We start from the raw sequence: 22,696 nt of genomic DNA, 5'->3' as shown, positions 1-22,696 counted from the left end.
GGCGCGCGAGCGGGCCGAGTCGCTGGCCAGGTGGGTGGCCACCACGCGGAGCGCGCCGTCCCCGCTGACCAGGTCGGCCCGCAGCGCGGCCCGCGGCTCGCCCGACCCGGGCAACCGCACCGCGGCCTCGTCGGCCACCGGCAGCCGGGTCAGCAGCGCGTTGCCGTACCGGACGGCGGGCCGGTCACCGGGGCGCGCCTTCTCGATCGCCGAGGCCCACAGCAGCTCCCGGTCCAGCGCGCGGGCCAGCAGCTCGGCCTGGTCGACGTCCTCGCTGCGGGCGCCGTAGTGCCGGTCGACCTCCTGCAGGCAGACCACGTCGGGGTCGGCGTCGGCCAGCACCGCGGCGATGCGCGCCAGGTCGTGCCGGCCGTCGTCCCCGACGCCGTGGTGGATGTTGAAGGTGACCAGGCGGACGGACGTCACGCACCCCACCTTCCCAGGCGGGATGCGCGACCGCGCTGTCGAATGGTGGGCATGCGCATCTTCTTCACCGGCGGCAGCGGCAAGGCCGGCCACCACGTCGCCCCGTTCCTCGCCGAGCAGGGCCACCAGGTCACCAACGCCGACCTCACCCCGCTGGGCCACGACGCCGTCGCCGACCTGCGCGTGGACCTCACCGACCTCGGGCAGGTGTACTCCGCGCTGGCCGGCGCGGCCCGGCAGTCCGAGCTCGAGGGCCCCGCGGTCCCGGCCTACGACGCGGTCGTGCACTTCGCGGCGATCCCGGCGATCCTGCTCTCGTCGGACGCCACCACCTACGCCACGAACACCCTCAGCACGTACAACGTCCTGGAGGCCGCGACCCGGCTCGGCATCGGCAAGGTCGTCTTCGCCTCCTCGGAGACCACCTACGGCATCTGCTTCGCCCAGGGCGAGCGGAAGCCGCTGTACGTGCCGGTGGACGAGGAGCACCCGACGGTCCCCGAGGACTCCTACGCGATGAGCAAGGTCGCCGGCGAGGTGACGGCGCGGTCGTTCCAGGCCCGCTCGGGTGCCGACGTGTACGGCCTGCGGATCAACAACGTCATCGAGCCGCACGAGTACGAGCAGCTGTTCCCCGCGTTCCTCGAGGACCCGTCCCTGCGCCGGCGCAACCTGTTCGCCTACATCGACACCCGCGACCTGGGACAGATGGTGCAGCGCTGCCTGACCACCGACGGGCTGGGCTACGAGGTGTTCAACGTGGCCAACGCCGACATGTCGGTGTCGGTGACCACCGACGAGGTGCGGGAGCAGTTCTACGCCGGGGTGGAGCAGCGCCGCCCGATGGGCCCGGACGAGACCTTCTACTCCATCGACAAGGCCCGCCGGCTGCTGGGCTACGAGCCGCAGCACTCCTGGCGCGACGTGCTGGGGTAGGCCTCAGGCCAGCTCGGTGTCCAGCACCCGGGTGAACACCGGGTCCCCGGCGTCGTCGCGGCTGGTCGCCCACAGCCGGAACCGGGCGTCGGGGCCGGTGAGCACCAGCTCGCCGAGCTCGTTGCCGAAGAACGGGCCGGCCTGCTTGGACCACTCCAGACGGGTGCGGCCCACCCGCGCGGCCTTCGCGATCGACCCGGTGAGCGCGCGGGCCCACCGGCTCCAGCCGATCCGGAAGCCGACCTCGATGGCGTGCGGGGCCTGGTTGTGCAGCGGGGACACCGTCAGCTGGTGCACCCGGCTGCGCAGCCCGCCGGGGGAGACCAGCTCGGCGGCGTAGGCGTGGTGGACGTCCCCGGAGAGCACCAGCACGGTGGACGGTGCCCGGCCGGCCTCCCCCCGGGCCAGGGACACCACCGCCCGGCCCAGCCGCTCGAAGGACTGCCCGAACGCCGCCCAGTGCTCCAGGTCCGCCGCCTGCCGCAGCTTCTCGGCCAGCCGGCCCAGCAGCCGGCCGTGGTGCCGGAGGGCGAGGGTCTCGTCCCAGCGCTCGATGTCGTGGATGGCGTGCGGCAGCAGCCAGGGCAGCGAGGTGCCGACCAGCACGTGCGCCACGCCGTCGGCGGCGGCCTCGCGCAGCGCCTGCTCGACCCAGCTGAACTCGGTGTCGTCGAGGATCTGCCGGTCGTGCTCGGCGAGCACCCGTCCGGCCCGGCTGTCGACCATGACCAGCCGGACGTCGTCCCAGTGCCGCACGTAGCTCCACCGGAAGGCGGTGGGGTCGCCGTCGGCGCCCTCGGCCATCGCGGTGAGCATCGGCCCGGCGTCGTCGGCACCCTGCATGGCCCGCCAGGTCGCGTTGGCGGCGAGCTCGGCGGGGGAGAGGTTCCCCAGGTGCTGGTAGACCCAGTAGCTGGTCAGCCCGCCGGTGATGCGCCGGCGCCACCACGGCTGGGCCTCGATCTGCGCCCGCCAGGCCGCCGAGGTGTTCCAGTCGTCGATCATCTCGTGGTCGTCGAAGATCATCGACGAGGGGACCGTCGACAGGAGCCAGCGGACCTCCGGGTCGCCCCAGGACTCCCGGTAGAGGCGGGTGTACTCCTCGAAGTCCGCCGCCTGCGGCCCCGGTGGCTGTGCCAGGTCGCGTCGCCGCGCCATCCACGCCTGGGTGGGCGGGGTGGTCTCGTCGGCGTAGACCTGGTCGCCGAGCAGGACCAGCGCGTCGGGCCACTCCGCGGGCGGGGTGCCCATCAGCTGCACGGCGTAGCAGTCCAGCGCGTCGGGCGGGATGCCGTCGCGCGCGTCGACCGAGGCGGGGGAGGCGTACCGGCAGGACCCGAACGCGATCCGCACGGTGCCCGGCCCACCCGGGGTGCGGATGCGGCTGGCCGGGAACGGCGAGCGGGCCGGCGGCCAGACGGGGACGTCGTCCAGGTGCACCTCGTAGGGCGTCGTGCTGCCCGGTTCCAGGCCCTCGACGACGACGAGCGCGTAGTGGTGGCCCTGCACGCCGAAGGTGTGCGCGGTGGCGCCGAGCACCCGCACCGTGCAGGGCCGGTCGGTCTCCACCCAGACCGTGGCCGACACCGGGTCGACGTGGCGCAGCAGTGGACCCAGGACCAGTCTCGGTGTCGACGGCACGCCGCCAGCTTGGCCCACCGCGCCCGGTGCCGACCAGCGTGGGCTGGGAGACTGGTGTGCATGGAGTTCGTGATCATCGCCGTCGCGGTCGTCGTCGTCGCGCTGCTGGTCGGGGTGGGCCTGCTGGTCGGCCGCGGCCGGCGGACCACCCGGCTCGACGAGGGCACCGCCGCGCCGACCATCACCCGGCCGCGGCCCACGGACGACCAGCCCGTCGCGACGCCGCCGGCCACCGTGCCCCCGGTCGGGACCGAGGACCTCTCCGTCCCGCCGGTGCAGCTGCCGCCGGCCGAGCCCGAGCCCGGGCTGACCTTCGAGACCCCGCCGCCCTCGGCCGGCCGGCTGGTCCGGCTGCGCAGCCGGCTGGCCCGCTCGCAGTCCTCCCTGGGCCGCGGCCTGCTCACCGTGCTGGCCCGGGAGAAGCTCACCGAGGACGACTGGGAGGAGGTCGAGGAGACCCTGCTGGCCGCCGACGTCGGGGTCGCCGCGACCACCCAGATCGTGCAGCGGCTGCGCACCCAGTCGATGGTGCTGGCCACCGGTGATGCCACCGCGCTGCGCGAGCTGCTGGTCACCGAGCTCACCGCCGTCCTCGGCCCGGACCTGGACCGGTCGCTGGCCACCGACCGCGAGCTCGACCGGCCCGCCGTCGTCCTCGTGGTCGGGGTGAACGGGGCGGGCAAGACCACCACCTGCGGCAAGATCGCCCGCGTGCTGGTCGGCGACGGTCGCAGCGTGCTGCTGGGTGCCGCCGACACCTTCCGCGCCGCCGCGGCCGACCAGCTCGAGACCTGGGGCGAACGGGTCGGCGTCCCCACCGTGCGCGGTCCCGAGGGCGGCGACCCCGCCTCGGTCGCCTTCGACGCCGTGCGGACCGGACGCGAGGCCGACGTCGACGCCGTCCTGGTCGACACCGCGGGCCGGCTGCACACCAAGCTCGGCCTGATGGACGAGCTGGGCAAGGTCAAGCGGGTCGTGGAGAAGCAGAGCCCGGTCGACGAGGTGCTGCTGGTCCTCGACGCCACCACCGGCCAGAACGGCGTCGTGCAGGCCCGGGTGTTCACCGAGGCGGTCGCGGTCACCGGCGTGGTGCTGACCAAGCTCGACGGCACCGCCAAGGGCGGCATCGTCATCTCGGTGCAGCGCGAGCTGGGCATCCCGGTCAAGCTGGTCGGGCTGGGCGAGGGCGCCGACGACCTGGCCCCCTTCGAGCCCCGCGCGTTCGCCGAGGCGCTGGTCGGGGGCTGACCGTCAGGCGGGGTCGGGCACCGAGGAGTAGCGCTCCTCGACCCGGCCCCAGCGCCAGACGGCCAGCGCGAGGCCCCAGGTCACCACGAACAGCGCGACGATGCCGAAGCCCACGTAGTCCAGGTTCCACGACGCCAGCCAGGCCAGCGGGCCGCTGCTGATGCCGAACCGCTCGACGAGCAGGCCGACCAGCACGAGCGAGCCGACGCCGAGCGCGACGGTCACCGACAGCGTGGTGACGGTGAGGTTGTAGAAGACCTTGCGTACCGGCTTGACCAGCGCCCAGCCGTAGGCCCGGGTCATCAGCACGCCGTCGGCGGTGTCGAACAGGCTCATGCCGGCCATGAACAGCACCGGCAGCACGACGATGGCGTACCAGGGCAGCACGAAGGCCGCGGACCCAGCGATGAGCACCAGCAGCCCGACCTGGGTGGCGGTGTCGAAGCCCAGGCCCATGAGCAGACCCACCGGGTAGAGGTGCCAGGGCTTGGACACCCGGCGGGTGAACCGGCCCAGCACCCGGGCCATGAACCCGCGGTTGTGCAGGTGGTGCTCCAGGGCGGCCTCGTCCAGCTCGCCCGACCGCATGCCGCGCAGCACCTTGGCGATGCCGACCACCGCGACCAGGTTCATCGCACCGATCACCAACAGGAACGCACCGGCCACCAGGGTGCCGACCAGGCCGAGCACCGACGCGGCGCCGGAGTCGCCGTCCTGGATGACCCCGGCGACCGACTGCACGCCCAGGGCGAGCAGCACGCTGGCGACGAGCACCACCGAGGAGTGCCCCAGGGAGAACCAGAACCCGGTGCCGACGGCGGGGGTGCCGTCGCCCACGAGCTTGCGCGTGGTGTTGTCGATGACCGCGATGTGGTCGGCGTCGAAGGCGTGCCGCACACCGAGCAGGTAGGCCGTCAGCCCGACGCCGACGCCGAGCACGCCCGCGCTCCCCAGGTCCAGCCGCTGCGGGGCGACGGCGAACAGCAGCACGCCCCAGCCGAGCACGTGCAGGCCCACGACGGCGGCGGCCATGGTGGCGATGCTGCGCTTGTCCCGGCGGCTGAAGCCCCGCGCCGGGACCGCGACGGCCAGGGGGTCGGGCGCGGTGGTGGTCACGAACGGACCCTAGTGCGAGCACCTCGCACCTGCACAGGGGTTGCAACAAGCCCGATCGGGGCTCGCGCAACACGGCCGTAGCACGGGGGCGCGACACGCGGGCCGGAGTTCACCGGTGCGAAACACGTCCGGACCTCGGGCGTAGCACAGCTGCCCCACTGTCTACCTCGACCGACCCCCAGCCCCCGGCCGATGGCCGACGACCCCTGATCAGGAGGTTGCCGTGGTCGACACTGGCAACACCGCCTGGATCCTCACCAGCGCGGCCCTCGTGCTGCTGATGACCCCGGGCCTCGCGCTCTTCTACGGCGGCATGGTCCGCGCCAAGAGCGTCCTCAACATGATGATGATGAGCTTCGGAGCCCTGGCGCTGATCAGCGTCCTGTGGGTCCTCTACGGCTACTCCATCGCCTTCGGCAACGACGTGGGCGGCGGCCTGCTGGGCAACCCGACCGAGTACCTCGGCCTCGAGGGTCTGTTCGACACGGTCACCAACGGCCTGCCCGACATGGCCTTCGTCGGCTTCCAGGCCGTCTTCGCCATCATCACCGTGGCGCTGATCTCCGGTGCCATCGCCGACCGGGCCCGGTTCGGCGCCTGGATGGTCTTCGCCGGCATCTGGGCGACGATCGTCTACTTCCCCGTCGCGCACTGGGTGTTCGCCTTCGACAACGACGACCTCGGCGTGACCGGTGGCTGGATCGCCAACCAGCTCGCCGCCATCGACTTCGCCGGCGGCACCGCGGTGCACATCAACGCCGGTGCCGCCGGGCTGGCCCTCGCGCTGGTGCTCGGCAAGCGCCGCGGCTTCGGCCGGGAGGCCATGCGGCCGCACAACCTGCCCCTGGTGATGCTCGGCGCCGGGCTGCTGTGGTTCGGCTGGTTCGGCTTCAACGCCGGGTCGGCGCTGTCGGCCGGGACCGCGGCCAGCCTGGTCTGGGTCAACACGATGGTCGCCACCGGTGCGGCGACCCTCGGCTGGCTGCTGACCGAGAAGATCCGCGACGGCCACTCCACCTCCCTCGGCGGGGCCTCCGGTGCGGTGGCCGGCCTGGTCGCCATCACCCCGTCCTGCTCGGCCGTCTCGCCGATCGGCGCGATCATCCTGGGCGCGGTCGCCGGTGTGCTGTGCGCCCTGGCGGTGGGCCTGAAGTACCGCTTCGGCTACGACGACTCCCTCGACGTCGTCGGCGTCCACCTGGTCGGCGGTCTGTGGGGCACCATCGCCGTCGGCTTCCTGGCCACCGACTCGGCTGCCGCCGGCGTCAGCGGGCTGTTCTACGGTGGCGGGGTCGACCAGCTCTGGCGCCAGGTCGTGGGGGCGCTCGCCGTCCTCGTGTTCTCCTTCGTCCTCACCTACGTGATCGGCACGGTGATCCAGAAGACCATGGGCTTCCGGATCACCGAGGAGGACGAGGTCGCCGGCATCGACCAGGTCGTGCACGCCGAGTCCGGCTACGACTTCACCAGCCTGAGCGGTGGGAGCGGGTCCGCCCTCCACCAGGCCACCACCGCCAAGACCGTGGAGGGTTCGCACTGATGAAGCTGGTCACCGCGATCGTCAAGCCGTTCAAGCTCGACGACGTCAAGAACGCCCTGGAGCTGATCGGCATCGCGGGGCTCACCGTCTCCGAGGTGCAGGGCTTCGGTCGCCAGCGGGGCCACACCGAGGTCTACCGCGGTGCGGAGTACCAGGTGGACTTCGTGCCCAAGGTCCGGATCGAGGTCGTGGTCAGCGAGCACGACGCCGCCCGCGTGGTCGACGCCGTCGTGGAGTCCGCCTCCACCGGCCAGATCGGCGACGGCAAGGTCTGGGTCACCACGATCGACGAGATCGTGCGGGTCCGGACCGGCGAGCGCGGGGCCGACGCCCTGTAGTCGCCGTGCCCGTCCCGTCGGCCGGGGTGGTGGGAGGCCCCCACCACCCCGGCCGACGCCGTTCCCGACCTGCCACGACGACCCGCCACGACGACCCGCCACGACGACCCGCCACGACGACGAGGTGACCCCGATGGCTCCCGCAGCGCCCACCCCCGCGGAGCTCGCCGCCCTGCCCCGCGCCGCGCGGGTCGCCGCCCTCGACGGCTGGCTGGGCGGTCTGCTGGAGGCCGCGGTGCCCGCCGGTGCCCGCACCGGGGTGGCGCTGGCCGCCGTCGGCAGCCTGGGCCGCCGGGAGCCCGCACCCCACGGCGACCTGGACCTGGTGCTGGTGCACGACGGGCGACGCGGGATCGGGCAGGTCGCCGACGCGGTCTGGTACCCGGTCTGGGACGCCGGGCACAAGCTCGACCACTCCGTCCGCACCGTCGCCGAGGCCGCCGCGGTCGCCGGTGACGACGTCAAGGCCGGCCTGGGGCTGCTCGACGTCCGGCTGGTGGCCGGCGACGAGGAGGTCGTCGGCGCGCTGCGCTCGGCCACCCTGACCACCTGGCGCCAGCGGGCCTCCCGGTTGCTGCCCGACCTGCGGGAGATCCGCCGGGCCCGGGCCCGCACGCTCGGCGAGCTGGGCTTCCTGCTCGAGCCCGACCTGAAGGAGGCCTACGGCGGGCTGCGCGACGGCCAGGTGCTGCGCGCCCTCGCCCTGGCCCAGCTGGTCGACGAGCCCCCGGCCGACGCCGCGGACGCCTACGCCTTCCTGGTCGACGTCCGCGACGAGCTGCGCCGGCGCACCCGCCGGGCCGGTGACGTGCTCGTCCGGCAGGAGCAGGCCGGTGTCGCCGAAGCCCTGGGGCTCGCCGACGACGACGTCCTGCTGCGCCGGGTCAGCCTGGCCGGACGGCGGCTGGCCTTCGTGGTCGACGAGGCCTGGCGCCGGGTGGACGCCGCCCTGGTCCGCCGGCCCCGCGCCCGCTACCGGCGCATCCGGCGCGAGCCGCTCGCCGAGGGCGTGGTGCGGCAGGGCGACGAGGTGGTCCTCGCCCGCGACGCCAAGCCCGCCGCCGACCCCGGGCTCGTGCTGCGCGGCGCCGCGGCGGCCGCGCACGCGGACCTGCTGCTGTCCCCGTACACGCTCAAGGTGCTCGGCGCGCACTCCCCGCCGCTGCCCGAGCCGTGGCCGGCCGAGGTGCGCTGGTCGTTCCTGCGCCTGCTGGCCAGCGGCCGCAGCGCCGTCCCGGTGGTCGAGCAGCTGGACCAGGAGGGTCTGCTGGTCCGCATGCTCCCGGAGTGGGACCACGTGCGCTCGCTGCCCCAGCGCCACCCCTGGCACCGGTTCACCGTCGACCGGCACCTGGTGGAGGCGGCGTCGGCGGCGGCGGAGCTGACCCGCGACGTCGACCGGCCCGACCTGCTCCTGGTGGGCGCGCTGCTGCACGACATCGGCAAGGGCCACCCGGGCGACCACTCCGAGGTCGGCGCGGTTGTCGTGCAGGAGATGGCGACCCGCATGGGGTTCGCCCCCGCCGACGTGGCGATGCTCGTGGCGATGGTGCGCTGGCACCTGCTGCTGCCCGACGTCGCCACCCACCGCGACCTCGACGACCCGGCCACCATCGACCGGGTGGTGGAGGCCATCGGCGCCGACCCGGCGCTGCTGCAGCTGCTGCACGCCCTGGCCCAGGCCGACGGCGCGGCCACCTCGGCCTCGGCGTGGTCGCCGTGGAAGGCGCACCTGGTGGCCGCGCTGGTCGGTCGCGTCGCCGCGCGGCTGGGGTCGGCCGCGGTCCCCGAGCCGGTGCTGGCGCCCAGCGACCCGCAGGTGACCGCCCCCGCCCCGGAGATCCCGGGCCCCACCCGGCCGGTGACGGTCGGCGTGGAGGACGTCGCCGACGGCCAGCAGGTCACGATCGGCGCCCCCGACCGGCCCGGCCTGTTCGCGCTGTGCGCGGGCGTGCTGGCGCTCAACCAGCTCGACGTCCGGGCGGCGCGGGTGACCGTCGAGGCCGGCCACGCCACCTCGGTGTTCGCCGTCCGCCCCCGGTTCGGACGGCTGCCCGACCCGACGATCCTGGCCGACGGCGTCCGGGCCGCCATGGAGGGCACGCTGCCGCTGGGGGAGCGGCTGGCCCAGCGGGAGCGGGACTACAGCCAGGACGCCACCCGCGGCGCGCCACCCCGGGTGGCGTGGTTCGACGCCGAGGCCACGGGTGCGGCCAACACCCTGGTCGAGGTGCGCGCCACCGACCGGGCCGGCCTGCTCCACCGGCTCACCGCAGCGCTGGCCGCCGAGGGCCTGGACGTCCGCGGCGCCACCGTGGAGACCCTCGGCGCGGACGCGGTGGACGCCTTCTACCTGGCCGACCCCTCGGGCACCCCGGTCGACGAGGGGCAGCGCGAGCGGGTCGCCCGGGCGCTGCTGGACGCAGCCGCGGGCAGCGCACCCGACCCGGCTCCGCGCTAGGGCTGGATACCCTGGGGAGCCCCTGGTTCCACCGCTGCTGAGGACGTGTTGTGTTCGAGACCCTCTCCGACCGGCTCGACAAGGTCTTCACCGGGCTGCGCGGCAAGGGCCGGCTCTCCGACGCCGACGTCGACGCCACGGCCCGGGAGATCCGGATCGCGCTGCTCGAGGCCGACGTCGCCCTGCCGGTGGTGCGCGAGTTCATCGCCGCGGTCAAGGAGCGGGCCCGGGGTGCCGCGGTCAGCCAGGCGCTGAACCCGGCCCAGCAGATCATCAAGATCGTCAACGAGGAGCTCGTCGGCATCCTGGGCGGGGAGACCCGCCGCATCCGGTACGCCAAGACCTCGCCGACGGTCATCATGCTGGCCGGTCTGCAGGGCGCCGGGAAGACGACCCTCGCCGGCAAGCTCGGCCGCTGGCTCAAGGCGCAGGGCCACACCCCGCTGCTGGTGGCCTGCGACCTGCAGCGCCCCAACGCGGTCAACCAGCTCTCCGTCGTCGCCGGGCAGGCCGGGGTCGACGTCTACGCCCCGCAGCCCGGCAACGGCGTCGGCGACCCCATCCAGGTCGCCCGGGACTCGATCGAGCACGCCCGCCGCACGATGCACGACGTCGTCGTGGTCGACACGGCCGGCCGGCTGGGCATCGACGCCGAGCTGATGGCGCAGGCCGCCGGCATCCGCGACGCCGTGCAGCCCGACGAGACGCTGTTCGTCGTCGACGCCATGATCGGCCAGGACGCCGTGACCACCGCGATCGCCTTCGCCGAAGGCGTCGGGTTCTCCGGCGTCGTGCTCACCAAGCTCGACGGCGACGCCCGCGGTGGTGCTGCGCTGTCGGTCCGCGGCGTCACCGGCCAGCCGATCATGTTCGCCTCGACCGGCGAGAAGCTGGCCGACTTCGACGTCTTCCACCCCGAGCGGATGGCCTCGCGCATCCTCGGCATGGGCGACGTGCTCACCCTCATCGAGCAGGCCGAGCAGGCCTTCGACGCCGACCAGGCCGAGAAGATGGCCAGCAAGCTGGCCAGCCGCGACGGCTTCACCCTCGAGGACTTCCTCGAGCAGATGATGGCCATCCGCAAGATGGGGCCCATCGCCAACCTGCTGAAGATGCTGCCCGGCGCCGGGCAGATGAAGGAGCAGCTGGCCAGCATCGACGACCGGGACCTCGACCGCACCGCGGCGATCATCCGGTCGATGACCCCTGCCGAACGGGTCAACACCAAGATCCTCAACTCGTCGCGCAAGGTGCGCATCGCCAACGGCTCCGGGGTGACCGTCACCGAGGTCAACTCGCTGCTGGAGCGCTTCGCGCAGGCGCAGAAGATGATGGGCCAGATGGCCGGCTCGATGGGCATGCCGGGCATGGGCCCGATGTCGAAGAAGGCCCGCGGCCGCCAGCAGCAGGCCCCGGCCCGCAAGGGCGGCAAGAAGGGCAAGAAGCCCGCGCGCCGGCAGATCGGCGCCGGGCCGTCGATGCCGCCGGGGGGGATCCCTGGGTTGCCGCCGGGTCAGGCCATGCCCGACCTGTCCACCCTGGACTTCTCCAAGTTCAAGGACCGCTGAGTCGTGCACCTGTCGGGGGTGCTGCTGCCCGAGGGCGAGACCCGCGACCTGTGGGTGCGCGACGGGCGGATCACCTTCGACCCCGTCCCCGGGGCCGAGACGGTCTCCCGGGGCGGGTTCGTGCTGCCCGGGCTGGTCGACGCGCACTGCCACGTGGGCATCGCGCGGGGCGGCGGGCCGGTCGAGGACCTGGCGGCCGCGCGCGAGCAGGCGCTCACCGAGCGGGACGCCGGGGTGCTGCTGCTGCGCGACTGCGGGTCACCGGTCGACACCCGGGCGCTGGACGACGACCCCGACCTGCCGCGGATCCTGCGGGCCGGCCGGCACGTCGCCCGCGAGCGGCGCTACATCCCGGGCCTCGCGGTCGAGGTGGAGCCGCCGTCGCTGGCCGAGGAGGTCAGGACCCAGGCCCGGCGCGGCGACGGCTGGGTGAAGCTGGTCGGCGACTGGATCGACCGGGGCGCCGGTGACCTCGGTCCGTTGTGGCCCGACGACGCACTGGCCGAGGCGATCGCCGCCGCGCACGAGGAGGGCGCCCGGGTCACCGCGCACACCTTCGGCACCGACGCGCTGCCCGGGCTCATCCGGGCCGGCATCGACTGCCTCGAGCACGGCACCGGCCTGACCGAGGAACTCGTCGCCGAGATGGCGGCGCGTGGCACCGCCGTCGTCCCCACGCTGGTGAACGTGGAGAACTTCCCCGGGTTCGCGGCGGCGGGGGAGCGGAAGTTCCCGTCCTACGCCTCGACGATGCGCCGGCTGTACGCCTCCTCCGGTGCGGTGGTGCGGGCCGCGCACGAGGCCGGGGTGCCCGTCTTCGCCGGCACCGACGCCGGCGGCGGCATCGAGCACGGCACGATCGCCGAGGAGGTCCGGGCACTGCACACCGCCGGCCTGCCGCGCGAGGCCGCGCTGGCGGCGGCGTCCTGGGCGGCGCGGGAGTGGCTGGGCCTGCCCGGCCTGGTGGAGGGCGCCCCCGCCGACCTGGTGGTCTACGACCGCGACCCCCGCGAGGACCTCGACGCCCTGGCGCGCCCGCAGCTGACGTTGCTCCGCGGCCGCGTGGTCACCTCGTCCCGCAGTTGATCATCGTCGTCCGCAGGCGGGACACGCCGTGGTCCTGCGTGTCCGACCTGCACCTGGCGATGATCAACTCGCTGGCGGGGGTGCCTACGGTGCACCCGTGGACGACCTGGTGGCGCAGGTGCGGGCGGACCTGACGGCGGCGATGCGGGCCCGCGACCGGGCGACGGCGGCGGTGCTGCGCACCACGTTGGGCGCGGTCGCCGACGCCGAGGCCGTGCCGGCGCCGGACCCGGTGACGGGCCGGTCGCGGGCGCCGTGACCGGGGTCGGGGCCACCGAGGCGCCGCGGCGGGAGCTGACCGAGGACGGCGTCGCAGCCGTGGTGCGGGCGGGACGGGACGAGCGGCTGGCCGCCGCGGCCGAGGAGCTGCGTGCAGCGGCCGCCGTGCTGGACGGCTACCTGTAGGGAATCCGTTCGGCGCGGGCTGGGAGACTGCCCCCGTGCTGTTGCGGATGTCCACCCTGTTCCTGCGCACCCTGCGCGACGACCCGGCCGACGCCGAGGTCCCCAGCCACCGGCTGCTCGTGCGCGGCGGCTACATCCGCCGGGCCGCGCCCGGTGGGTTCACCTGGCTGCCGCTGGGGTGGCGGGTCTACCGCAACGTCGAGCGCGTGGTCCGCGAGGAGATGGACGCGATGGGCGCGCAGGAGGTGCACTTCCCGGCGCTGCTGCCCCGCGAGCCCTACGAGGCCACCGGCCGCTGGACCGAGTACGGGGACAACGTCTTCCGGCTGCAGGACCGCAAGGGAGCCGACTTCCTGCTCGGCCCCACGCACGAGGAGATGTTCACGCTCCTGGTGAAGGACCTCTACGGCTCCTACAAGGACCTGCCGCTGTCGATCTACCAGATCCAGACCAAGTACCGGGACGAGGCACGGCCCCGCGCCGGGCTCTTCCGCACCCGCGAGTTCGTGATGAAGGACAGCTACTCCTTCGACGTCGACGACGCCGGGCAGGACGCCTCCTACGCGGCGCACCGCGACGCCTACATGCGCATCTTCGACCGGCTGGGCCTGGAGTACGTCATCGTCTCGGCCACCTCCGGCGCGATGGGCGGCTCCCGGTCGGAGGAGTTCCTCACCCCGACCCCGATCGGCGAGGACACCTTCGTGCGCTCGCCCGGCGGGTACGCGGCCAACGTCGAGGCGGTCACCACCGTGCCCCCTGCGGAGGTCCCCGTGGAGGGGCTGCCGGCCGCGCACGTCGAGGACACCCCGGACACCCCGACCATCGAGACGCTGGTGGCCGCGGCGGACCAGCTGTTCCCCGACGCCGGGTACACCGCGGCCTCGACGCTGAAGAACGTCGTCGTGCAGCTCCGGCACCCCGACGGCACCGCCGAGCCCGTGGTCATCGGCGTCCCCGGCGACCGGGAGGTCGACACCAAGCGGCTGGAGGCCCAGGTCTCCCCGGCCGAGGTCGAGCCGTTCACCGACTTCGCCGCCCACCCCGCGCTGGTCAAGGGCTACATCGGCCCGCAGGTCCTCGGCTCCGACAGCGCGTCGGGCATCCGCTACCTGGTCGACCCCCGGGTGGTCACCGGCACCCGCTGGATCACCGGGGCTAACGAGCCCGGCAAGCACGTCTTCGACCTCGTCGCCGGCCGGGACTTCACCTGGGACGGCACGATCGAGGCCGCCGAGGTGCGGGCCGGCGACCCCGCCCCGGACGGCTCCGGCCCGCTGGAGCTCGCCCGCGGGGTCGAGATGGGCCACGTGTTCGCCCTCGGCCGCAAGTACGCCGACGCCCTGGACCTCAAGGTCCTCGACGAGAACGGCAAGCTCGTCACCGTCACCATGGGCTCCTACGGCATCGGGGTCTCCCGCGCCGTGGCCGCGATCGCGGAGTCCACGCACGACGAGCTCGGCCTGGTGTGGCCGCGCGAGGTCGCCCCGGCCGACGTGCACCTGGTCGCGACCGGCAAGGACGCCGCCGTCTTCACCGCGGCGGAGGCGCTGGCCGGCGAGCTGGTCGCCGCCGGGCTGACCGTGCTCTACGACGACCGCCCCAAGGTCAGCCCCGGCGTGAAGTTCAAGGACGCCGAGCTGCTCGGGGTGCCGACCATCGTCACCGTCGGCCGCGGGCTGGTCGAGGGCGTGCTGGAGCTGCGCGACCGGGCCACCGGCGACCGGCAGGACATCCCGGTCGAGGGTGCGGCCGCTGCCGTCCTCGCCGCCGTCCGCGGGTAGCCCCGGCCGGTCCGGCGTGGATCAGGTCCGACGAGCAGCGTGCATCCTCCGCCACCGACGTCGGCGGCGGAGGATGCACGGTCGTCGTCCCACCTGATCCACGCCGCGGGCCGGGGAGCCGTCGGCGGCCGCCCGAGGTCACAGCCCCACGGGGTGGAGCAGCGTCCCGGACCCCTCCCGCCGTCTGGCATGATGGGCGGTCGAGCACGTGCTGCCGGCGGCCCTCTCACCGTCGCGGCCGCGTGTCCACCCGCTCCGCCCCCGGCGTACCCCCACGCGCCCGCAGGGGCGAGCACCCGAGAACCCGTACGAGGAGTACACCACCCACCGTGGCCACCAAGATCAAGCTCATGCGTCTGGGCAAGATGCGCGCGCCGTACTACCGCATCGTCGTCGCCGACTCCCGCACCAAGCGGGACGGCCGCTCGATCGAGACGATCGGCAAGTACCACCCCAAGGAGGACCCCTCCTTCATCGAGGTCGACGCCGAGCGTGCCGCCTACTGGCTGGGCGTCGGCGCGCAGCCGACCGAGGCCGTCGCCGCCATCCTGCGGGTGACCGGTGACTGGCAGAAGTTCAAGGGCGAGCCGGCCCCCGAGCCGATGAAGGTCGCGGCCCCCAAGCCCGACAAGAAGGCCGCCTACGAGGAGGCCGCCCGCGCCGCCGCCGACGAGCCGGCCGCCGGGGCCACCACCCCGAAGAAGAAGGCCGCCCCCAAGGCGGAGGAGAAGGCCGACGAGGCGAAGGCCGACGAGAAGCCGGCCGACGACGCGACCGCTGCCGAGTAAGACGTGCTCGAAGAGGCGCTCGAGCACCTGGTCAAGGGCATCGTCGACAACCCCGACGACGTCGCCGTCGACCTGATCAACGGCCGCCGCGGCAAGACCCTCGAGGTCCGGGTGCACCCCGACGACCTCGGCAAGGTCATCGGCCGCGGCGGGCGCACCGCCAAGGCGCTGCGCCAGGTCATGACCGGGGTCGGCGGACGCGGCCTGCGGGTCGACGTCGTCGACACCGACGGGCGCTGAGGAACGCACTGGGCACCGCCCCGCGCCCGCAGGGCACCCCCACCGACACCGTGGTGGTCGGCCGCATCGGCCGACCCCACGGTGTTCGTGGTGAGGTGACCGTCGAGGTGCGCACCGACGACCCCGACCGCCGGTTCACCCCCGGTGCGGTGCTGGCCACCGAGCCGGCCGACCGCGGCCCGCTGACCGTCGAGTCGGTGAAGTGGCACTCGGGCACCCTGCTCCTGCGCGTCGCGGGCGTCGCCGACCGGCAGACCGCCGACGAGCTGCGGAACACGCTGCTCGTGGTCGAGGTCGCCGACCTCCCCGAGCTCGAGGACGACTCCTTCTACGACCACCAGCTGGTCGGGCTCGAGGTCCGGCTCACCGACGGCACCGTGGTCGGCGCCGTCTCCGCGGTCCGGCACGACGCCGCCGAGCTGCTCGTCGTCCGGCGGCCGGGCACCCACGACCTGCTGGTGCCCTTCGTGCGCGCCATCGTCCCGACCGTGGACGTCGCCGCCGGACACCTGGTGCTCACCCCGCCCGAGGGGCTGCTGGAGCTGTGAGGATCGACGTCCTCACGATCTTCCCGGAGTACCTGGCGCCGCTCGGGCAGGCGCTGCTGGGGAAGGCCGTCGCCAGGGGCCTGGTGGAGATCGGCGTGCACGACCTGCGCACCTGGACCGACGACGTGCACCGCACCGTCGACGACAGCCCCTACGGCGGCGGGCCCGGCATGGTCATGCGGCCCGAGCCGTGGGGCCGCGCCCTGGCCGACGTCCGCCGTCCCGGCACCCGGCTGGTCGTCCCCACCCCGGCCGGGCGGCCCTTCACCCAGGCCGTCGCCGCGCAGTGGGCGACCGAACCCGGCCTGGTCTTCGCCTGCGGCCGGTACGAGGGCATCGACCAGCGGGTCGCCGACGACGCCGCGGCCCACGGCCCGGTGTCCGAGGTCAGCATCGGCGACTACGTGCTGGCCGGCGGGGAGTCCGCCGTCCTGGTGATGGTCGAGGCGGTCACCCGGCTCATCCCCGGCGTGGTGGGCAACGCCGAGTCCGTGGAGTTCGACTCGCACGCCGACGGCCTGCTCGAGGGCCCCTCGTACACCCGCCCGGCGTCCTGGCGCGGCCTCGACGTGCCCCCGGTGCTGCGCTCCGGCGACCACGCCGCGATAGCCCGGTGGCGGCGCGCGGAGTCCCTCCGGCGCACCGCCGACCGCCGTCCCGACCTGCTGGCCGGGGTCGAGCTCACCGCCGCCGACCGGGCCGCCCTGGACGCCGACGCGTGAGCGCGGTGGTCCGTCCGACGGCCCGGGTCCTGGTGGTCTCGCCCGAGGGGCGGGTGCTGCTGTTCGGCGGCCGGCTGACGGCCCCGGACGCCGTCCCCGGCGAGGTGCTGTGGTGGTACACCCCCGGCGGCGGGGTCGAGGAGGGCGAGACCCTGCGGGGGGCCGCCGTCCGCGAGCTGGCCGAGGAGACCGGGCTCGTCGCCACGCCGGCCGACCTCGAGGGTCCGGTGTGGCTGCGGCGGTTCGTGGGCGAGTTCGGCGGTCAGCAGTACGACAACCGGGAGACCTTCTTCGTGCTGCGCGACGTCGAGCACGTCGTCGACGTCGCCGGGCGCACCGAGCTGGAGGTGCTGGCCGACGAGCCGCACCGCTGGTGGAGCCCCACCGAGGTCGCCGCGTCGGGTGAGCGGTTCGCCCCGCGTGGGCTCGCCGACCTGCTGCCCGAGCTGCTCGCCGGTCCGTGGACCGGCCCGCCGCGGGTCGTCGACGGCTGAGATCACAGGCCCGCCGCGTCCACCTGCTCCGCGGTGTGGCACGATGGAGCACTGCTGCTGCCGCTCTGCACCGAGCGCGGTTCCCCGGATCACGTGCCGAGGCCGCTGCGCGCCCGGCCGGCAGCCCGAGAACAGACACCGCTAGGACTGAGGACTGCTGCGATGAACACCCTGGACGCCCTCGACGCCGAGTCGCTGCGCGACGACATCCCCGACTTCCGGCCCGGGGACACCGTGAAGGTGCACGTGCGGGTCATCGAGGGCACCCGCTCGCGCATCCAGGTCTTCCAGGGTGTCATCCTGCGTCGCCAGGGCGGCGGCATCCGCGAGACCTTCACCGTCCGCAAGGTCAGCTTCGGTGTCGGCGTGGAGCGCACCTTCCCGGTGCACACCCCCGTGGTGGAGAAGATCGAGGTGCTGACCCGCGGCGACGTCCGCCGCGCCAAGCTGTACTACCTGCGGGACCTGCGCGGCAAGGCCGCCAAGATCAAGGAGAAGCGCGAGGTCCGCGAGACCGTCGCCCGCTGACCCCCCGCACCTCGCGCACGGCCCGGCTGCCCACGGCAGCCGGGCCGTCGTGCGTCCTGGGCCGGTTGCGCGGCACCGGAACGTACGCTGACCGGCGATGAGCACCGACCGGACGACCGACCCCGCCGACGACGAGGCCGGGAGCCACCGCGACGGTGGCGGCGAGGGCGAGGTCCGGGTCGGGCGGTTCTCCCGGCGGGCCCGCCGGCGCGACCGCGAGGAGCAGAAGAAGGGGTCGCTGCTCAAGGAGCTGCCGATCCTGCTGGTCGTCGCCTTCGTGCTCGCGCTGCTGGTGAAGACCTTCCTGGTGCAGGCGTTCTTCATCCCCTCGGGCTCCATGGAGCAGACCCTGCACGGCTGCACCGGCTGCACCGGTGACCGCGTGCTGGTGACCAAGCCGCCCTACTGGTTCGCAGACCCCCAGCCCGGCGACGTCGTCGTCTTCCAGGGGCCGGACACCTGGACGCCGGAGGTGCAGGTCGCCGAGCCCGCCAACTGGTTCTCCTCCGCCGCGCTGTTCCTCGGCCGGGCCATCGGCGTCGCGCCGCCGAGCGAGGACGACTACGTCAAGCGCGTCATCGCCACCGGCGGTCAGACCGTGCAGTGCTGCGACGTCCAGGGCCGGGTCACCGTCGACGGCCAGCCGCTGGACGAGCCCTACATCTACGAGAACACCCCGCTGGAGACCCGTCCCTTCGGCCCGGTCACCGTCCCCGAGGGCCGGCTGTGGGTGATGGGCGACCACCGGTCGGCCTCGGCGGACTCCCGCTCGCACGTGGGCGACCGGTACGCCGGCACGATCGCCGTCGACGACGTCATCGGCAAGGCCTCGGTCATCGTGTGGCCGTTCAGCCGGTTCACCTTCCTGGACAGCCCGGCGATCCAGCCGCAGCAGGCCGAGGGCATGGGGGTGGGCATGGGAGTGGTGGGCATGGCCGTGCAGGGGGACGTCGCACTGGTGGCCCCGGTGCTGCTGGGGCTCGGGGGCGCGGTCCCGGTCGCGGCGTGGAGACGCCGGCGGCGGTGAGCCATTCCCGGAATGGTCACCGCCATTCCGGGTGGTGAGGAAAAAAATCATCACGAAGTGTTCAAGCACCCGCTCGGGTGAGTCGATGAACGGATTGTCAGTCATCGCACTCGATCGGAGAAATGCAATGTCCAGCACCACGGCCGGCTCGACCCGCGGCGTCACCCGCGTTCTGCTCCTCGCTGACGCCCCGGTCCTGCGCCGCGGCCTGGTCAGCATGGTCAACGAGACCGCCGGCATGCAGGCCGTCGGCGTCCCCGGCGAGGTCCGCCGGGCCCTGACCCTGGTCGAGTCCGCCCGCCCCGACGCCGTCGTCGTCGAGCTCGGGGCCGGCCGCGCGGCCACCCTGAACGTCTGCCGCGACCTGCGTCGCCGCTACCCCCGCGTCGCCATCGTCGCGCTGGCCACCTCCGAGGACCCCGCCGTGGTCAACGAGGCCCTCGCCGCCGGCATCCGCGGCTACCTGCTCATGAACACCTCGCCGACCCTGCTCGGCTGGTCGGTCCTGGCCGCCCGCGCCGGCCGCACCGTCGTCGACCCGCAGATCCGCCGCGTCGAGCCCAGCGAGGTCCCGGTCACCAAGGAGCTCACCCCCTCCGTGCCGCTGACCCGCCGGGAGTCCGACGTCCTCGACGAGCTGATCCAGGGCCAGAGCAACCGCGCCATCGGCCGCAACCTGTTCATCTCCGAGGACACCGTCAAGAGCCACGTGAAGGCCATCCTGCGCAAGCTGGGTGCCCGCGACCGCGCGCACGCGGTCTCCCTGGTCCTGTCGGCCCGCAACGGCGGCAGCTGCACCTGCGGCCACGGGCACGCCGCCGGCGAGCCCGCCGAGGCCGCCACCGTCTGACCGACCCGTGCGGTCGGGGCGTCCGCCTCCTCGGCGCCCCGGCCGCACACCCCCCCCGGTGCCGAGCCGGTCCCCGTCGTCCGGGGGCCGGCTCGTGCCCCGTCGTAGGCTCGGCAGGCGATGCCCGCCCCGCCCCGCCCACCCGACGCCCTCTGGTCCATGGAGGGCTCGCTGCGCCGCCGCGGCTTCACCGCCGTCGCCGGCGCCGACGAGGCCGGTCGCGGTGCCTGCGCCGGCCCGCTGGTCGCGGCCGCGTGCATCCTGCCGGCCGGACGGCGGGGCCGGGTGCCCGGGCTGGCGGACTCCAAGCTGCTCACCGCCGCGGCCCGCGAACGCGTCTACGCCGAGGTCGTCGCCCGCGCCGTGGCCTGGTCGGTGGTGGTCGTCGACGTCCCCGAGCTCGACGAGCGGGGGATGCACGTGACCAACATCGAGGCGCTGCGGCGGGCGGTGGGCACCCTCGACGTCGTCCCCGACTACGTGCTCACCGACGGCTTCCCGGTCGGCGGGCTCGCCCAGCCGACCCTGGCGGTCTGGAAGGGCGACCGGGTGTCCGCGTGCGTGGCCGCGGCGTCGGTGCTCGCCAAGGTGACCCGCGACCGGATGATGGTCGACCTGCACCGCCGGTTCCCGCAGTACGAGTTCGACGTGCACAAGGGCTACATCACCGACCTGCACGCCGCCGCGCTGGACCGGTTCGGCCCGTGCGCCGAGCACCGGCACCGGTTCGTCAACGTCGCCCGGGCCCGGGACGCGCACGTCGCGCGTGGCGGCCGACCCCGCATGGACGATGATGGTGCGGTGCACCAGTCCCCGACGCCCGTGGAGAGTCTGCGATGAGCACCGAGGACCTCGAGAAGTACGAGACCGAGATGGAGCTGCAGCTCTACCGGGAGTACAAGGACATCGTCCGCCAGTTCTCCTACGTGGTGGAGACCGAGCGGCGCTTCTACCTGGCCAACTCCGTGGACCTGCAGGTCCGGGAGGCCGGCGGCGAGGTGTTCTTCGAGCTGAAGCTGTCCGACGCCTGGGTGTGGGACATGTACCGCCCCGCCCGCTTCGTGAAGAACGTGCGCGTGGTGACGTTCAAGGACGTCAACGTCGAGGAGCTGGACAAGCCCGACCTGGAGCTGCCCGACGACCCGGGCATCACCCGGCCTCCCTCCACCTGACCCCTTAGCACGGCGGGGCGCACCCGCGCCCGCCGTCGTCCACACCCGGCGCTTCTGTCCACAGTTCGTCGGGACCGGCCCCGCGGCGGGCGCCGGGGCCCGACGGTGGCGGTGTGCAGACATCCCGAGCCGATCACCGGGCCGCCCTCGGCGCCCGCGGCGAGCAGCTGGCCGTCGACCACCTGACCGCGGCCGGGCTGACCGTCCTCGACCGCAACTGGCGCTGCGCGCGCGGTGAGCTCGACGTCGTCGCCCGCGAGGGCGACGCACTGGTGTTCTGCGAGGTGAAGACCCGTTCGGGCACCCGGTACGGCACCCCGCTGGAGGCCGTCACCCCGGCCAAGCAGGCCCGGCTCAAGCAGTTGGCCCGGTGGTGGCTCGACGCCCACGACGAGCACGCGGTCGTGCTGCGCTTCGACGTCGTCGGGGTGCTCGTGGTCGCCGGCCGGGCCACGGTCAGCCACCTGCGCGGGGCGTTCTGATGGCGCAGGCGCGCACGTGGTCGGTCGGGCTGGTCGGGGTCGCCGGCGCGCTGGTCGAGGTGGCCGTGGACGCAGCCAGCGGCGCGCCCGGGCTGTCCCTGGTCGGGCTGCCCGACGCGGTGGTGCGGCAGTCGGTCGACCGGGTTCGGGCCGCGGTGCGCCGGTGCGGCTGGCGGTTCCCCGAGGGCCGGGTGACCATCGCGCTGTCCCCGGCGGCGATGCCCAAGCAGGGCGCCGGGTTCGACCTGGCGCTGGCGGTGGCGGCGCTGGCGGCCACCGGCGAGCCCGCGCTGCACGGGGTCGACCGTCCGGTGTTCCTCGGCGAGGTCGGCCTGGACGGCTCGCTGCGCGGGGTGCGCGGGGTGCTCCCCGGGGTGCTGGCCGCCCGGGCGGCGGGGTTCGGCTGCGTCGTGGTCCCGGCCGCCAACGCCGACGAGGCGGCCCTGGTCGGCGGCGTTCAGGTGCTGGCCGCCGAGCACCTCAGGGAGGTGGTGGCGCACCTGCGCCGCGGCGGTGCGCGGCTGGGTGCCCACGAGCGGCGGCCGTTGCCGCCGCTGCCGCCCGGGCCCGACCTGGCCGACGTCGTGGGCCAGGTGACCGGGCGGCGGGCCGTCGAGGTGGCCGCCGCCGGCGGGCACCACCTGTTCCTGTCCGGTCCGCCCGGGGCCGGCAAGACCATGCTCGCCCAGCGGCTGCCCGGGCTGCTGCCCGCCCTGGACGACGAGCTGGCCACCGAGGTCACCGCCGTGGCGTCGGTGGCGGGCACGCTGCCACCGGGAGCCGACCTGATCACCCGCCCGCCCTTCGAGTCGCCCCACCACTCGGCGTCGACGGTGTCGCTGGTGGGCGGGGGCTCCGGCCACATCCGCCCCGGCGCGCTGTCCCGGGCACACGGTGGCGTGCTCTTCCTCGACGAGGCCCCCGAGTTCCCGCGCACCGTGCTCGACACGCTGCGCCAGCCCCTGGAACGCGGCACGGTCACCATCCACCGCGCCCACGGGTCGGCCACCTTCCCCTGCCGGGCGCAGCTGGTGCTGGCGGCCAACCCGTGCCCCTGCGCCTCGCCGGCCGGGGACGCGGCCTGCACCTGCGGCTCGCTGGAACGCCGTCGCTACCAGGCCCGGCTGTCGGGACCGCTGCTGGACCGCGTCGACCTGCGGGTGCAGCTGCCCCCGGTCACCCGCGCCGGCTGGCTGGACCGGGTCGCCGCACCCGAGTCCACCGCCGTCGTCGCGGCCCGGGTGCGCGCCGCCCGGGCGGCGGCCGGGGTGCCACCGGTGACGGCGACGACCTCGA

At 74.3% G+C, this 22,696-nt stretch carries 25 protein-coding genes; 22 read left to right on the top strand and 3 right to left on the bottom strand.

Annotated features, from left to right (window positions below; genetic code table 11):
• The coding region (locus tag NH342_RS14370; protein ID WP_253015562.1) for an endonuclease/exonuclease/phosphatase family protein at positions 1-426 on the bottom strand (426 nt) is incomplete at its 3' end.
• A 51-nt stretch (positions 427-477) separates the two neighbouring features.
• Here NH342_RS14370 and NH342_RS14365 point away from each other — a divergent pair.
• The gene (locus NH342_RS14365) at positions 478-1,362 is read left to right on the top strand and encodes an NAD(P)-dependent oxidoreductase (protein ID WP_253015561.1); all 885 of its coding nucleotides are present in this window, start codon (positions 478-480) and stop codon (positions 1,360-1,362) included.
• A 3-nt stretch (positions 1,363-1,365) separates the two neighbouring features.
• Here the strand turns inward: NH342_RS14365 and NH342_RS14360 are convergent, their stop codons facing one another.
• Positions 1,366-3,003, bottom strand: coding sequence for an alkaline phosphatase D family protein (locus tag NH342_RS14360; protein ID WP_253015560.1), 1,638 nt, complete (start codon positions 3,001-3,003; stop codon positions 1,366-1,368).
• 60 nt (positions 3,004-3,063) lie between these two features.
• Here NH342_RS14360 and ftsY point away from each other — a divergent pair, with 60 nt between their 5' ends.
• Complete coding sequence (gene ftsY, locus NH342_RS14355; protein WP_253015559.1) at positions 3,064-4,251, top strand: signal recognition particle-docking protein FtsY; 1,188 nt, start codon at positions 3,064-3,066, stop codon at positions 4,249-4,251.
• A gap of 3 nt (positions 4,252-4,254) precedes the next feature.
• On the opposite strand, the gene NH342_RS14350 is transcribed toward ftsY, so the two are convergent.
• Positions 4,255-5,367 (bottom strand): HoxN/HupN/NixA family nickel/cobalt transporter, encoded by a 1,113-nt coding sequence (locus NH342_RS14350; protein WP_253015558.1) that lies wholly within the window; start codon positions 5,365-5,367, stop codon positions 4,255-4,257.
• A gap of 223 nt (positions 5,368-5,590) precedes the next feature.
• Here NH342_RS14350 and NH342_RS14345 point away from each other — a divergent pair, with 223 nt between their 5' ends.
• From NH342_RS14345 to NH342_RS14250, 20 genes are all read left to right on the top strand, one after another.
• On the top strand, positions 5,591-6,907 hold the full coding sequence (locus NH342_RS14345) for an ammonium transporter (protein ID WP_253015557.1): 1,317 nt from the start codon (positions 5,591-5,593) through the stop codon (positions 6,905-6,907).
• Positions 6,907-7,245: a P-II family nitrogen regulator gene (locus NH342_RS14340; RefSeq protein ID WP_091066026.1), complete on the top strand. Its 339-nt coding sequence runs from the start codon at positions 6,907-6,909 to the stop codon at positions 7,243-7,245. The genes NH342_RS14345 and NH342_RS14340 overlap by 1 nt, the downstream gene beginning before the upstream one ends.
• A gap of 133 nt (positions 7,246-7,378) precedes the next feature.
• A complete protein-coding gene (locus tag NH342_RS14335) occupies positions 7,379-9,706 on the top strand; it encodes a [protein-PII] uridylyltransferase (protein WP_253015556.1) in 2,328 nt (775 codons plus the stop codon).
• A gap of 50 nt (positions 9,707-9,756) precedes the next feature.
• A complete protein-coding gene (gene ffh / locus NH342_RS14330; RefSeq protein WP_253015555.1) occupies positions 9,757-11,274 on the top strand; it encodes a signal recognition particle protein in 1,518 nt (505 codons plus the stop codon).
• 3 nt (positions 11,275-11,277) lie between these two features.
• Positions 11,278-12,360 carry an amidohydrolase family protein gene (locus NH342_RS14325; protein WP_253015554.1) on the top strand — a complete coding sequence of 361 codons (1,083 nt, stop codon included), beginning with the start codon at positions 11,278-11,280 and terminating at the stop codon, positions 12,358-12,360.
• A gap of 97 nt (positions 12,361-12,457) precedes the next feature.
• Positions 12,458-12,619, top strand: coding sequence for a hypothetical protein (locus tag NH342_RS14320; RefSeq protein WP_253015553.1), 162 nt, complete (start codon positions 12,458-12,460; stop codon positions 12,617-12,619).
• The gene (locus NH342_RS14315) at positions 12,616-12,765 is read left to right on the top strand and encodes a hypothetical protein (protein WP_253015552.1); all 150 of its coding nucleotides are present in this window, start codon (positions 12,616-12,618) and stop codon (positions 12,763-12,765) included. Before NH342_RS14320 ends, NH342_RS14315 begins: the two co-directional genes overlap by 4 nt.
• Positions 12,766-12,812: 47 nt before the next feature.
• Positions 12,813-14,549 (top strand): proline--tRNA ligase, encoded by a 1,737-nt coding sequence (locus NH342_RS14310; RefSeq protein WP_253015551.1) that lies wholly within the window; start codon positions 12,813-12,815, stop codon positions 14,547-14,549.
• 329 nt (positions 14,550-14,878) lie between these two features.
• Entirely contained in the window at positions 14,879-15,337 is a 459-nt protein-coding gene (gene rpsP / locus NH342_RS14305; RefSeq protein ID WP_253015550.1) for a 30S ribosomal protein S16, read from the top strand.
• 3 nt (positions 15,338-15,340) lie between these two features.
• Entirely contained in the window at positions 15,341-15,577 is a 237-nt protein-coding gene (locus NH342_RS14300; RefSeq protein ID WP_091066043.1) for an RNA-binding protein, read from the top strand.
• Positions 15,578-15,627: 50 nt separating this feature from the next.
• A complete protein-coding gene (gene rimM, locus NH342_RS14295; RefSeq protein ID WP_308200663.1) occupies positions 15,628-16,125 on the top strand; it encodes a ribosome maturation factor RimM in 498 nt (165 codons plus the stop codon).
• Entirely contained in the window at positions 16,122-16,847 is a 726-nt protein-coding gene (trmD, locus tag NH342_RS14290) for a tRNA (guanosine(37)-N1)-methyltransferase TrmD (RefSeq protein WP_253015548.1), read from the top strand. Before rimM ends, trmD begins: the two co-directional genes overlap by 4 nt.
• Complete coding sequence (locus NH342_RS14285) at positions 16,844-17,341, top strand: NUDIX hydrolase (RefSeq protein WP_253015547.1); 498 nt, start codon at positions 16,844-16,846, stop codon at positions 17,339-17,341. The genes trmD and NH342_RS14285 overlap by 4 nt, the downstream gene beginning before the upstream one ends.
• A gap of 162 nt (positions 17,342-17,503) precedes the next feature.
• A complete protein-coding gene (gene rplS / locus NH342_RS14280) occupies positions 17,504-17,869 on the top strand; it encodes a 50S ribosomal protein L19 (RefSeq protein ID WP_253015546.1) in 366 nt (121 codons plus the stop codon).
• Between the two features lie 97 nt (positions 17,870-17,966).
• Complete coding sequence (lepB, locus tag NH342_RS14275) at positions 17,967-18,896, top strand: signal peptidase I (RefSeq protein WP_253015545.1); 930 nt, start codon at positions 17,967-17,969, stop codon at positions 18,894-18,896.
• Between the two features lie 127 nt (positions 18,897-19,023).
• Positions 19,024-19,746 carry a response regulator transcription factor gene (locus NH342_RS14270; protein ID WP_253015544.1) on the top strand — a complete coding sequence of 241 codons (723 nt, stop codon included), beginning with the start codon at positions 19,024-19,026 and terminating at the stop codon, positions 19,744-19,746.
• Positions 19,747-19,866: 120 nt separating this feature from the next.
• Entirely contained in the window at positions 19,867-20,586 is a 720-nt protein-coding gene (locus tag NH342_RS14265; RefSeq protein ID WP_253015543.1) for a ribonuclease HII, read from the top strand.
• Positions 20,583-20,918: a DUF2469 domain-containing protein gene (locus tag NH342_RS14260; protein WP_253015542.1), complete on the top strand. Its 336-nt coding sequence runs from the start codon at positions 20,583-20,585 to the stop codon at positions 20,916-20,918. Before NH342_RS14265 ends, NH342_RS14260 begins: the two co-directional genes overlap by 4 nt.
• A gap of 113 nt (positions 20,919-21,031) precedes the next feature.
• Positions 21,032-21,400 (top strand): YraN family protein, encoded by a 369-nt coding sequence (locus tag NH342_RS14255; protein WP_253015541.1) that lies wholly within the window; start codon positions 21,032-21,034, stop codon positions 21,398-21,400.
• On the top strand, positions 21,400-22,696 hold a 1,297-nt coding region (locus NH342_RS14250; RefSeq protein ID WP_253015540.1), incomplete at its 3' end, for a YifB family Mg chelatase-like AAA ATPase. The genes NH342_RS14255 and NH342_RS14250, both read left to right, overlap by 1 nt.

This window comes from Klenkia sp. PcliD-1-E, assembly GCF_024124375.1.
Taxonomy (GTDB): Bacteria; Actinomycetota; Actinomycetes; order Mycobacteriales; family Geodermatophilaceae; genus Klenkia.
This window is presented reverse-complemented; position numbering and strand designations above follow the sequence as displayed.